Below are 14179 nucleotides of genomic sequence, written 5' to 3'. Positions count from 1 at the left end.
AGCGCGTCATGGAGCGGCCGGCCCTCAGTGTCCTCATCAACAATTACAACTACGCTCGTTTCGTTGGGCGGGCGATAGACAGTGTGCTGAGCCAAGACGCTGACAATGTCGAGATCATTGTTGTCGATGACGGCTCTACCGACCACTCGCGCTCTGTTCTGGAAGCATATGACAGCCGGGTGAAGGTGATCTTTCAGGAGAACGCGGGACAGGCTGCTGCGATCAATACCGCTGTGGGATCAAGCATGGGCGAGATCCTCTGTTTTCTGGATGCCGACGACTGGTGGGCGCCGAGCAAGCTGTCGGCGACGGCTGCAGCGTTTCGCGCAAACCCTCAAGCATCGCTCGTCTATCACCGACTGCAGCCGACGCTTATCGATGGTACGCCGACTTTCAGGCCGATCCCTCGAACCCTGTGTTCGGGCGCCTTGTCGCCGCTGCTCACCAGATCGGCCGGTTGGTGGCCGTTTCCGATGACGTCATCAGTCGCAGTACGACGCAGCGCATGGAATGCTGCGGGCAGCATTCCCGAGCAATTCCGCATATCAGCCGACGCCTGGCTCGTGGGGATCTATCCGTTTCTGGGGGACGTCATTGCCATGCCGGATGCGCTTGGATTCTATCGGATCCACAATAACAACTGGTATCGCTCGAGCGAGGACGCCACCACGCTCAGGAGGCGGATGACGCATTGGCAGCGTACCGTTGAAGCAACGAACCTGTTTCTCTCGGCTCATGAGCTGCCGGCAAGATTGCATCTGGCGGATCACTATCCCTATCGCATCGCCTCGGCGAAGCTGCAAGGAGCCGACGCGCGCACCCGGTTCAAGCTTGCCGTCGAAGGCCTCTTCTTTGCCGGCGAACCGAACCTGCTCAGGCGGATGCGCGATAGTTTGCGCTCGGCGCGCGACCTGCCCCGGCTCGGTCTTGACGCCGGTTTGTCGGAGGCAGCGAAATGAAGGCGCTGTTATTGGTTTCCGAACTCGAAGACTATACCATCTCCTTCGCCAGCGGCGTTGCCCAACACCTGGACGTTGTGCTTGCCGTGCCGCGCCGGCGCTATGCGCATCTCGCCTCTTCCATCGATCCGGCTGTCGATCTGCACCTTCTGGACTGGCCGCGACACCGTTCTCTCTCCAATCCCTGGTTTCTGTTCCAGCTTACGCGTCTGATCCGGCAGGAGCAGCCGAACCTCATTCATCTCCTTAGCAATTCTACACTTTGGCTGAACCTCGCCGTGCCGTTCTGGCGCCCGATCCCGCTAGTGACGACCGTTCATGACGTGCAAATCCATCCCGGCGATTCCGATACGCGCACGCTGCCGGTCTGGGCACCCGAATTGATGGTGAAGCAGTCCGCACATCTTGTCGTCCACGGCGAGGGACTAAAGAGACTGATCCTCGATCGGTATTCAAAATCGCCGGACTGTGTCCATGTCCTGTCGCATCCCTCCATCCTTCGCTATGCGGAGCTCGCCCGGCGACAGAAAATGGAGCCGCGCGAAACGGATGGAACGATCCGCGTCCTGCTCTTCGGACGGATTTTTGCCTATAAGGGCCTGGAACATCTGGTCCGGGCCGAGGCGATGCTCAAGGATGTGCTTCCCAACCTGCGCATCACGGTGGCAGGCCGGGGCGACAATCCGCTGATATTCCAGCCCCTTATGGGGGATCCCAGCCGCTATGATATTCGCAATCGCTTTATCGAGGATGCAGAGGTCGCCCAGCTTTTCCTGGATACCGACATCGTCGTGCTTCCCTATACGGAAGCATCTCAAAGCGGGGTGCTCAACCTTGCCGCCGCCTTTGGAAAACCGGTCATCGTGACTGACGTCGGCGAGTTGCGGGACACGGTTCAGCCGAATGGCTTGGGACTGGTGGTCCCGCCCGGAGATGCCAAAGAGCTCGCGGCAGCGATCAGGACATTGGCAGACAACGGTGGGCTTAGAGGCATTTTCGGTGACAACGCGCTCGAATGGGCCAAAGGACCGAATTCGCCTGAACGGGTTGGCGCCCAGGCCGCGGCGGTTTATCGGGAGGTGGTCGGATCATGCTGATGGAAGCCGTCACGGACAGAAATCGAATGTCAGCACGGAGCGCGGCTAGCGTTCGCCACTATGTTCCGGGCGGCTGCGAGAACGGCGGCGGTATTGGCAGGCTGGTCGGCTACATAACAGAGACGGCGAAAGAGACCGGCACGAAACATTTCGTCACCGATACCAGAGGGGCGCGATGGTCCAAGCTGACGTCACCCGTACGTCTGCTCGGCGCCATCCTGACGATGGCAAAGGACCGGATCGTTGCGCCGGACCGCATTCATCACATTCATATCGCCGGCCGCGGCAGCACGTCGCGAAAACTGATCCTGACAGAGGCTGCCCGTCTGCTCGGGTGCTGCCACATATTGCACCTGCACGACTACGACTACGCCGGCGACTTTGCGCGACGGTCGCCGCGTCAACAACGGCTGATACGTCGGATGTTTCAGAATGCCGATTGCGTTGTGGCGCTCGGCCAGCGTGATCGCATGACGCTGACGACACTTCTGGGCGTCGACGAGCGCCGCACGGTCGTTGCCCATAATTGCGTCCCCGATCCCGGGGCGCGGAATATACGTGTCGGCCATACACCGTTGATCGTCTTCCTCGGCCGGTTGAGCGAACGAAAGGGTGTCACGGAGCTTCTGTTGGCTCTGAGCCACCCGGTCATGAAAGAACTCCGGTGGCGGGCTGTACTGGCAGGCGACGGCCCTGTCGAGGAGTACCGCCGCCAGGCTGACACCATGGCGCTTTCACATCTGGTAGAGATGCCCGGCTGGCTTGACGCCGGTAAGGCGCGAGCCCTGTGCGCACGCGCAGATATCCTGGTCTTGCCTTCGCACGCAGAAGGTCTGGCAATGGCCGTGCTCGAAGGGCTGTCGCACGGGCTCGCCGTCGTCACCACGCGTGTTGGGGCGCACGACGAAGTCATTACCGACGGTGAAACCGGGATCTTCGTTCCCGTCGGAGACCAGGATGCCCTGGCTGAAGCCCTGGCGAAGCTGGTGTCCGACCCTGAAATCTGCCGCCGCCTCGCGGTCCAGGGGCGCACGCATTATCTCAACCATTTCAGCATGAGAGCCTATATGCGGTCGCTCGAGAAACTTTATGAAACCGTTTCTGCGAAACCTCAAACAATGGTCGGCGCACGATGACGATTTCCACACTTCCGCCGGACCGCAATCTTCCGATCTCGCCGATGCGCTATGATCCCCGGTTTCAGGTGGAGACCAAGGCGGACAACTTCGATCTGGCATCCGCCGTCCGCCTCCTCCGGCGAAGAATGATCATGATCATCACGATATCAGTGCTGCTGCTGGTGCCCGCGGCAATTATGATCTCTGGGATGAAGCCCGTCTATCAGGCCTGGGCCCGAGTGATCATCCATCAGCCCCTCGCAACATCGCTCGGCGCGGAGGATAGCAGCCGCAGTGATCTACTTGACGCGAAATCGGAGACCGAGCGGCTCCTATCCAGAAGCATCGCAGAGCGAGTTATCCGCGATTTGCGGATTAACCTGCGGCCGGAATTCAATCCAGCGCTACGGAAGCTCTCGTTCATCCAGAGGGTCCGGGCAAAGTTGCGCGGCCTGTTCGACACGGAAAAGCCTTCCCCGCCGGCGCGAGACAGCATCGACGCCGTCATCCCGGAATATTTTAGCGCGCTCGGCGTGTGGCATGAAGATAAGAGTGACGTTATCCAGATCAGCTTCACTACGAGTGATCCTGAACTTGCAGCCGCTGTCCCGAACCGGGTCGTCAGCGTTTACCTCGATGAGCGGAAGGACAGTATGAGTGGCCGCTTGGATTTAGCGGAAGAATGGATCCGACAGCGCATCACCGAACAGCAGGCTCGCACGGTTATTGCTCGCGACGCAGCCCGCAATTATCAGGAGTCGATGGACGTCATTTCGAAAGAGGACGCTCAGGATGAGCGGATCAAGTCACTCATCGAAATCACTGGCCGCGAAGGGAAAATCGAAGAAAGCCGGGTTGAGGTAAGGGCGACGATCGCCACGCTGGAAGCAGCGGATAATGCTTCGGTCGCCGTGCAGAATATTGCCGTCCCCGACAACATCACCACAAAGCAACGCGATCTTCGCGCACAAGAGCAAGACCTCGCCCGTCTTCTCGAAACATATGACGGCAATGCCCAGGCGGTGGTGGATTTACGCGGGGACATCGAAAAATCCCGTGCGGATCTCAACCTTGCGACCAAGCAATATCTCCAAACAATGCGCGCCAAGCTCGCCGCACTTGATCATGAAGCTGCCGCGGTACAATCGATCCTGGATGTGGCTCATGAAAAACGCACACGCGAAGCGCTGGCGCAGACGGAATTGACGCGACTGCAGCGGATTGCCGACAAGGAACAAGCGGCGCTCGACAAGCTTGAGGACCAGCGTCGGGACCTCGCCGCGAAAGCCATGCTACCGGGAGCGGAATTGGAAATTTTGTCACCGGCTTCAGTGCCGCTCGCGTCACAGGGACGTGGACGTCTTTTCTATCTGGTGGGCGCCTTTCTGGCTGCAATCTCAGGAGCCGTAACGGTTGCCTTGATGATCGAAATGTGGGACCGGACGGTCCGGAGTTTCGACCAGATCGCTGGAATGACGCGCACGATACCGGCTGGGCTTATCCCGAGTCGGGGGCGGAATGAATATCCGACAACGCTTTTCGGACAGATGCAGGTGCGGATGTTTGACGAAGCAATCCGTACCGTGATGCTTTCACTCAAGCAGTCCAATGGCGGGAAGTTGCCGAACAGTATCGTGGTTACGTCGGCTCACAGCGGCGAAGGCAAATCGCTTGTCGCGAGATCGCTGGCCCTCGAACTTGCCGCCAGCGGAATTCCGGTGCTGCTGGTCGATGGCGACCTTGCACGGGGAAAACTCGATTCGTTTTTCAGGTCGGGGCTGATGTACGGATTGAACGAATTCCTGAATGGTGAGAGCGGTATCCGCGACATCGTCTACCATCATCCAAGCGGTGTCGACTTCATTCCATCCGGCAAATTCAGTCTCCAGCGGCGCGCCCGCGCGAACGGCCTGGCAGAAATCATCGAGATGGCAGGCGCGGCCGGCCGGATTGTCATCTTCGACAGCGCGCCTGTGCTCGCCTCGGCAGATACCGTGCATTTGACTGCCCTGGCGGAAAGAACACTGGCAGTGGTTAGATGGGGAAAGACGAGCCGTCGCGCAGTCGAATTCAGCCTGCAGCAAATGAAAAGCTCGCGAAACTCGGAAATCCATGTCGCGATCAACAATGTAAACGCCAAAAATCACGCGCTGTATAATTTTAGCGACTCGGAGCTCTTTTCAAGATCTTTGATGAAATACTACGATCCAAAGCAGGAATACATCACGCATAATGGCAATCGTTCAATTCTTGGAATTGTCCGAACCATGAAGCATCACATTCTTCTGCATTAGTATTCGAGTTGGAGGGCGATCATGGATACGGGAATGAGAGCGAACCGAAAAGTCGCGCTGATTACGGGCATAACGGGCCAGGACGGGGCCTATTTGGCCGAAATGCTCTTGGAGAAGGGCTATATAGTTCACGGCCTCAAGCGCCGCTCATCGTCCTTCAACACCAGCCGCATCGAGCATCTCTACGAGGATCCGCACGTCGAGAACCCTCGCTTCATCTTGCATTTCGGGGACATGACGGATTCGACGAATCTCATCCGTGTGGTTCAGGAGACGCAGCCGGACGAGATCTATAATCTCGCCGCGCAGAGCCACGTTCAAGTCTCTTTCGAGACGCCGGAATATACGGCTAACGCGGATGGCACCGGCACCCTTCGGCTGCTTGAAGCAATTCGCCTCCTGGGGCTGACCAAGAAGACCCGCTTTTATCAAGCGTCGACCTCAGAGCTCTACGGCAAAGTCCAGGAAGTGCCGCAAAGCGAAACGACGCCTTTCTACCCTCGATCCCCCTACGCGGCGGCCAAGCTCTACGCCTATTGGATCGTGGTCAATTATCGCGAGGCGTATGGGATTCATGCCTCGAACGGCATTCTGTTCAATCATGAAAGCCCGATCCGCGGCGAAACATTCGTGACGCGTAAAATCACCCGGGCGGCAGCCGCGATCCATCTTGGCCTGCAGGATAGGCTTTATCTCGGAAATTTGGATGCCAAGCGCGACTGGGGGCATGCGCGCGAATATGTCCGCGGCATGTGGCTCATGCTGCAACAGGACGAGCCGGGGGACTATGTCCTTGCGACCGGCGAAACGCACTCGGTTCGTTCCTTCGTGGACAAGGCCTTTGCCAAGGTGGGCATGCCGATCGATTGGCGCGGGAACGGGGTTGAGGAAAAGGGATACGACAAGACATCCGGTCAGTGTGTGGTGGAGATCGATCCCGCTTATTTCCGTCCGACCGAAGTTGATCTTCTGATTGGCGATCCCACGAAGGCGCATACGAAGCTTGGCTGGAGACATGAAACCAGCCTCGATCAGCTGGTTGCGGAGATGGTTCGCGAGGATCTGAAAGTCATGGCACGCAATGTTCCGTCGGTCGGTGTAACCAAAGGCTTTGCCTACGCCTGAGCCGATCTAAAGGCTTTGGGGAAAAAGCTTCCACATCGCGGGCCGCCGCGGCATAGCGGGCTGCTTTGAACCCTTCTATTACCCAAATGCCGCTCCGCGCAAATACAAAAAGCCCGGCTCGAGAGCCGGGCTTTCCCGATCGACCGAAGTCAGATCAGATTAGAACGAACGCTGCAGACGGAAGTAGCCCGTCGTGGAGTCGTCAGCATCTTCCGGATCGAGGTACTGAACCGAAGCCTTGGCGTAGAAGTTGTCGACGATCTGATAATCAACCGTCAGACCAACCTTCCAAGCGTCGCCATCGCTGAAGTCGTCGCCGGCAACGTAGTAGTCGCCGTAGTACTGGACGCCAGGAGTGATCTTGAGCTTGTCGGTTGCCTTGATAGCATATTCGGCAGCGACAGCCCATTCAGCTGCGGAGTAATAGGAGTTCGGGCCGGAAGAGTACACGGCTGCGAGGCCCAGCGTACCGGGACCGATGTCAACCGTACCCATTGCACGGATAGCGCCGTCTTCGTTGTCGAAGTCCCAGCCGCCGGTGAGCTGGTAGCTGAAGGCACCTGCAGTGCCGCCGAGACCGAAGGCAACGCCAACGTTGTTCGGCTCTTCGCCGGTCTTGTAGAAGCCGTCTTCCAGTTCGTCAACGCTGATGCCAGCGTAGAAGTCGGAAGTTTCGTACTGATAACGGATGGAGTTATGCAGCGTTTCGATCGAGCCGATGTCGTCGGTTTCGCCGGAGAGGCCGTCGTCCCACCAGCTGTAGAAGAGACCAGCGCGGAAGCCTGCGATGTCGAGGTAAGCGGAGTCGAGCTTGGCGCCCTGATCGGAAGCGTTGTCAGCATTGAACTGCATGACGATGACGCCGGTCAGCGGACCATACTCGGTGTCGCTCTTGGCCGTGAACTGAACCTGACCGCGGGTACGAGCATCCCAGTCCGAGTCGTTGCTTTCCGAACCGTTAAGCGGCTCTTCGCCGATATCAACCTGGAAACGGATGTAACCTTCGATCTTCAGGCAGGTTTCGGTGCCGGGGATGTAGAAGTAGCCGGTGCCGTAAGCGTCGCAGACGCGAACATATTCAACCGGTTCCGGCTCAGCAGCAACAATAGCGTCAGCAGCCTGAGCACCGGAAACTACTGCCAGAGCAGCAGCGGAGCCGAGAAGAAGGCTCTTGATGTTCATAAAATGACCTCCAATTCAAAGTTTCGATCGGGTTTGGGATCTTTCGCTGAGCAGCGTTCCCTGCCCCATCCCCGTGTTTTCAAGAAGTGGACGATCAGCCGCCCTTGCTTCCGAGGGTGAAAATACAAGACGGCAGCCGTCACGCAATCACCAACTTGCTCCGACGAGGGGTTTCAAGGAGCCTTCCCAACATTCTGTTGCCGAAAGGACACAAGTCGGCCAACCGGCCTCGATTTCCTTTATGCTTTGTTAAGAAAAGCCTGATTTTGCCGCTGCTTAGCCCAACTCGACAAAGAGCTGGACATTCGCTTTTCGTCACTTTTGCGACACTTTTTTGACAAGGTCAGGCTGCCGGGGGAGAGAGGCGGTTCCCAAAAGCGTAACCGGACGTTCACCGATCCGCTCTCGCCACCGCCAAAGGTAGAAGCGCGGGATGTGATTCCCGCCGGCGATTCTCTCTACAAAGTAAAGAGAATCCCTCCATTGCGCGACTGGCGGAGGTAGCCGACTCAACGACCATGATTCCCCAACGGAAGGTAAGAGCCGAGATACGCTGCGGAAATCGAAGTGGCGGAGAAGATGGGATTCGAACCCACGATACGCTTTTGACGTATACTCCCTTAGCAGGGGAGCGCCTTCGACCACTCGGCCACCTCTCCGGTGCGGCCTAACTAGGGTGACCGGTCTGTGAATGCAAGGCTTTTTTGAGTTTTCACCAGAAGAAATGCAGCGGTCGGCCTTTCGGCTTTTGACAGGCAGGCGGGGGCAACGGCTGATCAGTGCCCGCCCCCCCGCAAATTCGGTCAGCTCAACAGGCTCTTGAGATCGGCGGAGGGGTCGGCGAGAATCGATCGATCGGGGTTGGTTCCGGATTCCAGCAGCTTTTTGCCGGTCACATAGGCTTTCGCATCATTGATCGCATCGACGGCAATCAGCCGGCCTTCCCTGAAATACCAAATCGAATGAGCGCCTTCGCGGGCGCCGGGACGCAGCAGCGTGTCGTCATAGCCGAGATTGAAGCCGGCGATCTGCAGCTTGACGTCGTACTGATCGGACCAGAACCATGGCTTCGGCTCATAGGGCTCGCTGCCGCCGGCGATGACGGCTGCCGCCGCCTCGGCCTGGTCGACCGCATTCTGCACCGATTCGAGTCTGATACGGCCGCCCTGCCAGGGAAGTGCGGCGCAATCGCCGGCCGCAAAAATCGCCGGATCGGAGGTGCGGGCGAATTCATCGACGACGATGCCGTTGGCGACTTCAAGGTCAGCTTCCTTGGCGAGCTGGTCGTTCGGCACGACGCCGATGCCGACGACGACGAAGTCGACGTCGATGACCGATCCGTCGGAAAGGGCGGCACCGGCGACGCGGCCATCCTTGCCGACAAGATGTTTCAAGCCTGTCTTCTCGCGGATCACCACGTCGTGGCTCTCATGGATCGCGCGCATAAGGTCGGCCGTTTCCTTCGCCGCAACACGCTGCAGGATGCGATCGGCCATCTCGATGACGGTGACTTCGAGACCGCGGTGGCGGGCGACGGCCGCAGCCTCGAGGCCGATATAGCCGCCGCCGATGATGAGGACCCGACGGCCGGGACGCATTTCATCGGCCAGCAGATCGGCATCGCGCTTATCGCGGGCGACATAGACGCCTTCGAGATCGCCGCCGATCGCCGCCGGCAGCCGGCGCGGCGTCGAGCCGGTGGCGAGGACAAGTGTGCCGTAATCGAGGACGGAGCCGTCCTGCAGCAGGACCTGCTTGCTGCCCCGATTGATCTGCTCTGCCCAGGTCGACAGGCGAAGATCGACGTCATTGTCGGGATACCAGTGTTCCGGGCGGAACAGCAGACGGTCGAAGCTCATCTCGCCGAGCAGATATTTCTTCGAAAGCGGCGGGCGCTGATAGGGAGCGACATCCTCGGCGCCGATAAGGGTGATCGGGCGCGTATCCTTCAATGCGCGCAGCTTAGCCGCCAAGGCGAAACCCGCCTGCCCCGCGCCGATAATCACCAATCTATCCGTCACGATCTCACTCCCGAAACTGTGCCCGACAACCCGTCAAGGCCTATCGCCTGCCCCGTGCGCCGTCAACGGAAAGCGGCTTCTTACCTTCAGCCTATCTCGATCCAGCGACGCTCGTGGAAAGACTGTGCCATGGCATGCACCGACTTCTCTATCCTGAGACCGTCTTTAAATGTCACGATCGACGACGGCTCGCCCGATATTGCCCCGATCAGCTCGCGGCATTCGATGATCTTGAGATCATTGAAACCGAGGCCATGGCCAGGCGCCGGGATGAACCGATCATAAGGCCGATGAGCGGGTGCCGCCAGTATCTTGCGGAAGCCCTGTTCGGAGCCACGCCCCGCTGCTTGGTAGAGCTCGAATTCGTTCATGCGCTCCTGGTCGTAGAGGATCGAGCCTTTCGAGCCGTAAATCTGCAGGGCGATGCGCCCCTTTCGACCCCAGGCGGCGCGATTCGCCATCAACACGGCGGAGATGCCACCGCCAAGCCGCATCAGTACGTTGGCAGCATCGTGATTTTCGACGGCGCGGCGACCGCCCTCGCTTAGCGGACGGTCTGCATAGGGCTTCACCATGTCCGTTATGACGGCCTCGACATGGCCGAAAAGATACCAGAGCAACGACAGCGGATGCACGGCGAAATCATCAAGTGCACCATAGCCGGCGGAAAGCTCGCTCTTCCAATAAAAGAAGGTGTCGGGATCGGCCATGAAATCCTCGTCCATTTCGACGCGGACATGATTGACGGTGCCGATTGCGCCGTCACCGACAAGCGCCCTGATGTGCCGCATGACAGGATTCTGAATGTAATTGTAGCCAAGGGCGGCAATCTTGCCGGAACGCTCCGCCGTCGCCAGCATGCGCTCGGCATCGGCATAGGCAGGCGCCATCGGCTTTTCACACCAGACATGCTTGCCGGCTTCGAGGGCCGCAATCGCCATCTCGGCATGGAACTGATTGGGTGTGGTGACGGAAATGACGTCAACCTCGGGGTCGGCTACCAGCGCCCGCCAATCGGCCGTTGCCTTCTCGAAGCCGAATTCACCGGCACGGGCCTCGGCAAGCCCGGCATTGGCTTCAGCCAGATGCACGAGTCGCGGACGCTCGACATCGCCAAACACGGTCTTCACCGCATTCCACGCCAGCGCATGGCACTTGCCCATATAACCCGTGCCGATCAAACCGATGCCAAGTGGCTTCATTTTCGTCTCCTTGCGAACCGCGCGCGAGTTTTTTGGAATATTTGGATCATTTTGACAAGAGAGGTTGGCGATCCTTCGGCATCCATTCCGCCAGGCCGATTGTTTAAAAGCGTTCAATTACAGGCGATTAAAAACAATTAGGCGCGCCGTGTGAAATCGTCTATGCTCGACAATATGGAATATTTGTTTCATCCCGTGAGCCCTAAGCATGGATAACGACCCTCAGAGGCGCGCGCGCGTGCCGCGCGATTTCGAAAGTCTGCGCAGCACCATCATCGAGCGCAAGGATAACATGCCCAAGCGGCTGGCGCAGGTCGCCGCTTTCGCGCTCGGCAATCCCGACGAGATCGCCTTCGGCACGACGGCGAGCATCGCCGCCGCCTCCGACGTCCAGCCCTCGACGCTGGTGCGCCTGGCGCATCATCTGGGTTACGAAGGCTTTTCCGACCTGCAGAGCATCTTCCGCGAAAGGCTGCGCGACCGGACGCTGAGCTATGAGGAGCGGCTCGTCACGCTGGAGCGATCGAGCGGCGACGATGAGGACGCCAATCTGCTTTCCGGGTTCATTGCGGCGGCAAACCAGTCGGTCAACCGGCTGGCCGCGACGGTTCAGAGCGATACTTTCACGAAAGCGGTGGATATCCTCGCCGCCGCCGAAACGATCTATCTGATCGCCAAACGGCGCTCCTATCCGCTGACGGCGCATATGACCTATGCTTTTTCCAAGCTCAACATCCGCCACCAGATCGTCGCCTCGCCGAACGGCGTCGATCCTGAAATGGTGCAGTTCGCAACGCCCAGGGATGCGGCGATCGCGGCGAGCTTCTCGCCCTATGCCGCCGACAGCCTCACCCAGAGCCAGGAGCTTGCCGATCGCGGCGTCCCCGTCATCGCAATCACCGATTCGGCCTTTTCGCCGCTTGCCGCCTGCGCCACGCATTGGTTCGAGGTGGCGGAAGCCGACTTCGCCGGCTTCCGCTCGCTTTCGGCCTCGATGGCGCTCACCATGGCGCTGCCGGTCGCGATCGCCGAGCGGCGGCGCAAGCGTCAGTATTCAAAAGCTGGAAAAGGGAAAATGGAATAAACATTCCGAATTGACAAAATATCGGAACCAATGTTTCATTATTGAAATTCGCAGGCACTGGAAGCCTCGCAAAATCTAGCGGGAGGACATCATGGTACAATCGAATCCGGGCTCACAGCCGGAGCCGGCGCTTGATGTAATCACCATCGGCCGCTCCTCGGTCGATCTTTACGGCCAGCAGATCGGCTCGCGGCTGGAGGATATCGCCTCCTTCGCCAAATCCGTCGGCGGCTGCCCATCCAATATCGCCATCGGCACGGCGCGGCTCGGCCTCAAGTCCGGCCTCATCACCCGCGTCGGCGACGAGCAGATGGGACGCTTCATCCGCGAGCAGGCGGCGCGCGAAGGTGTGGCGACGGAGGGCATCGTCACCGACAAGGAACGGCTGACGGCGCTGGTGCTGCTGGCCGTCGAGGCCGAGGGCGTTTCGCCGATGATCTTCTATCGCTCCGATTGCGCCGACATGGCGCTCGATGAAGGCGATATCGACGAGAATTTCATCAAGTCGTCGCGCGCCGTTCTCGTTTCCGGCACGCATTTCTCGCGACCGAATACCGAAGCCGCGCAGCGCAAGGCGATCCGCATCGCCAAGGAAAACGGCCGCAAGGTTATCTTCGACATCGACTACCGGCCGAACCTCTGGGGGCTTGCCGGCCATGCGGAGGGCTTCGAGCGCTATGTGAAATCGGACCGCGTCTCCTCGAAGATGAAGGAGACGCTGCCGGACTGCGACCTGATCGTCGGCACCGAAGAGGAAATCCTGATCGCTTCCGGCGCCGACGACGTGCTCGGCGCCCTGAAGGAGATCCGCCGCCTTACGCCGGCGACGATCGTGCTCAAGCGCGGCGCGATGGGCTGCATCGTCTATGATGGGCCGATCGCCGACGATCTCGAAGCCGGCATCGTCGGCCAGGGCTTCCCGATCGAAGTCTTCAACGTGCTCGGCGCCGGCGATGCCTTCATGTCCGGTTTCCTGCGCGGCTTCCTGCGCGATGAGCCGCTCAAGACCTGCGCCACCTGGGCCAATGCCTGCGGTGCCTTCGCCGTCTCCCGCCTGCTCTGCTCGCCGGAATATCCGACCTGGGCGGAACTCGACTTCTTCCTGAAGAGCGGCAGCAAACATCGGGCGCTGCGCAAGGATGAGGCGATCAATCATATTCACTGGGCGTCGACCCGGCGCGGAGAGATCCCGCTGTTGATGGCGCTGGCGATCGACCATCGCTCGCAGCTCGTCAGCGTCGCCGATGAAGTTGGTGTCGGCCATGAGAAGATCGTCGCTTTCAAGCGGCTGGCCGTCGAAGCGGCGGCCCGGGTTTCGAACGGTCGCGGCGGCTATGGCATGCTGATCGACGAACGATTCGGCCGTGACGCCTTCTTCGATGCGGCGACGAAGAATTTTTCCTGGATCGGCCGCCCGGTGGAACTGCCGGGCTCGAAGCCGCTGCGTTTCGAATTCAGCCAGGATATCGGCTCGCAGCTTGTCGAATGGCCGCTCGGCCATTGCATCAAATGCCTGTGCTTCTATCATCCCGACGATCCGGCCGACTTGAAGAAGGAGCAGCAGGAGAAGCTGCGCACGCTCTTCGAAGCCGCGCGCAAGGTTGGCCGCGAACTCCTCGTGGAGATCATCGCCGGCAAGAACGGGCCGCTCACCGACGATACGATTGCAACCGCGCTGGAGGAGCTTTACGCGCTCGGCATCAAGCCGGACTGGTGGAAGCTCGAGCCGCAGGCCTCCGGCGAGGCCTGGAAGAAAATCGACGCGGTCATTGCCAAAAACGATCCATGGTGCCGCGGTATCGTGCTTCTGGGGCTCGAGGCGCCCGCCGAAGAACTGATCTCCTGCTTCGAGGCGACACTGGCTGCCCCTTCCGTGAAGGGTTTTGCCGTCGGCCGGACGATCTTTGCCGATGCGGCGCGCGCCTGGCTTTCGGGCGGAATGAACGACGAGGAGGCGATCGCCGACATGGCCGGCCGCTTCCGGCAATTGACGGAAGCCTGGCTTAAGACGCGCGGGCTTCAGTAGGATATAGAATTCAGACCCCTCCCCAACCCTCCCCACAAGGGGAGGGACATCGCTGCACCAGGCGTGGAACG

General features: G+C 59.5%; 10 protein-coding genes and 1 tRNA gene. 7 read left to right on the top strand and 4 right to left on the bottom strand.

Annotated features, from left to right (window positions below; genetic code table 11):
• Positions 1-8: 8 nt before the first annotated feature.
• From J0663_RS15670 to gmd, 5 genes are read left to right on the top strand one after another with little or no spacing between them, the layout of a single operon-like run.
• The gene (locus J0663_RS15670; RefSeq protein WP_207241227.1) at positions 9-959 is read left to right on the top strand and encodes a glycosyltransferase family 2 protein; all 951 of its coding nucleotides are present in this window, start codon (positions 9-11) and stop codon (positions 957-959) included.
• A complete protein-coding gene (locus J0663_RS15665) occupies positions 956-2056 on the top strand; it encodes a glycosyltransferase family 4 protein (protein WP_207241226.1) in 1101 nt (366 codons plus the stop codon). The genes J0663_RS15670 and J0663_RS15665 overlap by 4 nt, the downstream gene beginning before the upstream one ends.
• Positions 2050-3192 carry a glycosyltransferase family 4 protein gene (locus J0663_RS15660; RefSeq protein WP_207241225.1) on the top strand — a complete coding sequence of 381 codons (1143 nt, stop codon included), beginning with the start codon at positions 2050-2052 and terminating at the stop codon, positions 3190-3192. The genes J0663_RS15665 and J0663_RS15660 overlap by 7 nt, the downstream gene beginning before the upstream one ends.
• Positions 3189-5468, top strand: a complete 2280-nt coding sequence (locus tag J0663_RS15655; RefSeq protein ID WP_207241224.1) for a GumC family protein — start codon at positions 3189-3191, stop codon at positions 5466-5468. The genes J0663_RS15660 and J0663_RS15655 overlap by 4 nt, the downstream gene beginning before the upstream one ends.
• A 21-nt stretch (positions 5469-5489) precedes the next feature.
• Entirely contained in the window at positions 5490-6593 is a 1104-nt protein-coding gene (gene gmd / locus J0663_RS15650; RefSeq protein ID WP_207241223.1) for a GDP-mannose 4,6-dehydratase, read from the top strand.
• A 159-nt stretch (positions 6594-6752) separates the two neighbouring features.
• On the opposite strand, the gene J0663_RS15645 is transcribed toward gmd, so the two are convergent.
• From J0663_RS15645 to J0663_RS15630, 4 genes are all read right to left on the bottom strand, one after another.
• Positions 6753-7775: a porin gene (locus tag J0663_RS15645; RefSeq protein ID WP_207241222.1), complete on the bottom strand. Its 1023-nt coding sequence runs from the start codon at positions 7773-7775 to the stop codon at positions 6753-6755.
• 568 nt (positions 7776-8343) lie between these two features.
• Positions 8344-8434 (bottom strand) — tRNA-Ser (locus J0663_RS15640).
• Positions 8435-8578: 144 nt separating this feature from the next.
• Entirely contained in the window at positions 8579-9796 is a 1218-nt protein-coding gene (locus J0663_RS15635) for an NAD(P)/FAD-dependent oxidoreductase (RefSeq protein WP_207241221.1), read from the bottom strand.
• Positions 9797-9882: 86 nt separating this feature from the next.
• Entirely contained in the window at positions 9883-10998 is a 1116-nt protein-coding gene (locus tag J0663_RS15630; protein WP_207241220.1) for a Gfo/Idh/MocA family protein, read from the bottom strand.
• 208 nt (positions 10999-11206) lie between these two features.
• On the opposite strand from J0663_RS15630, the gene J0663_RS15625 reads away from it, so the two are divergent.
• Positions 11207-12082, top strand: coding sequence for a MurR/RpiR family transcriptional regulator (locus tag J0663_RS15625; protein ID WP_207241219.1), 876 nt, complete (start codon positions 11207-11209; stop codon positions 12080-12082).
• A gap of 91 nt (positions 12083-12173) precedes the next feature.
• A complete protein-coding gene (locus tag J0663_RS15620; protein ID WP_207241218.1) occupies positions 12174-14108 on the top strand; it encodes a bifunctional 5-dehydro-2-deoxygluconokinase/5-dehydro-2-deoxyphosphogluconate aldolase in 1935 nt (644 codons plus the stop codon).
• Positions 14109-14179 lie beyond the last annotated feature (71 nt).

Origin of the sequence: Rhizobium lentis, from assembly GCF_017352135.1 — a bacterium.
Lineage (GTDB): Bacteria > Pseudomonadota > Alphaproteobacteria > Rhizobiales > Rhizobiaceae > Rhizobium > Rhizobium lentis.
Note: the sequence above shows the minus strand (reverse complement) of the source record. Positions and strands in the feature narration are given on the sequence as shown.

Coding starts and splice junctions, on each gene's coding strand:
- J0663_RS15645 (WP_207241222.1), bottom strand. CDS start 7,775: ATGAACATCAAGAGCCTTCTTCTCGGCTCCGCTGCTGCTCTGGCAGTA.
- J0663_RS15655 (WP_207241224.1), top strand. CDS start 3,189: ATGACGATTTCCACACTTCCGCCGGACCGCAATCTTCCGATCTCGCCG.
- J0663_RS15620 (WP_207241218.1), top strand. CDS start 12,174: ATGGTACAATCGAATCCGGGCTCACAGCCGGAGCCGGCGCTTGATGTA.
- J0663_RS15665 (WP_207241226.1), top strand. CDS start 956: ATGAAGGCGCTGTTATTGGTTTCCGAACTCGAAGACTATACCATCTCC.
- J0663_RS15670 (WP_207241227.1), top strand. CDS start 9: ATGGAGCGGCCGGCCCTCAGTGTCCTCATCAACAATTACAACTACGCT.
- gmd (WP_207241223.1), top strand. CDS start 5,490: ATGGATACGGGAATGAGAGCGAACCGAAAAGTCGCGCTGATTACGGGC.
- J0663_RS15660 (WP_207241225.1), top strand. CDS start 2,050: ATGCTGATGGAAGCCGTCACGGACAGAAATCGAATGTCAGCACGGAGC.
- J0663_RS15630 (WP_207241220.1), bottom strand. CDS start 10,998: ATGAAGCCACTTGGCATCGGTTTGATCGGCACGGGTTATATGGGCAAG.
- J0663_RS15625 (WP_207241219.1), top strand. CDS start 11,207: ATGGATAACGACCCTCAGAGGCGCGCGCGCGTGCCGCGCGATTTCGAA.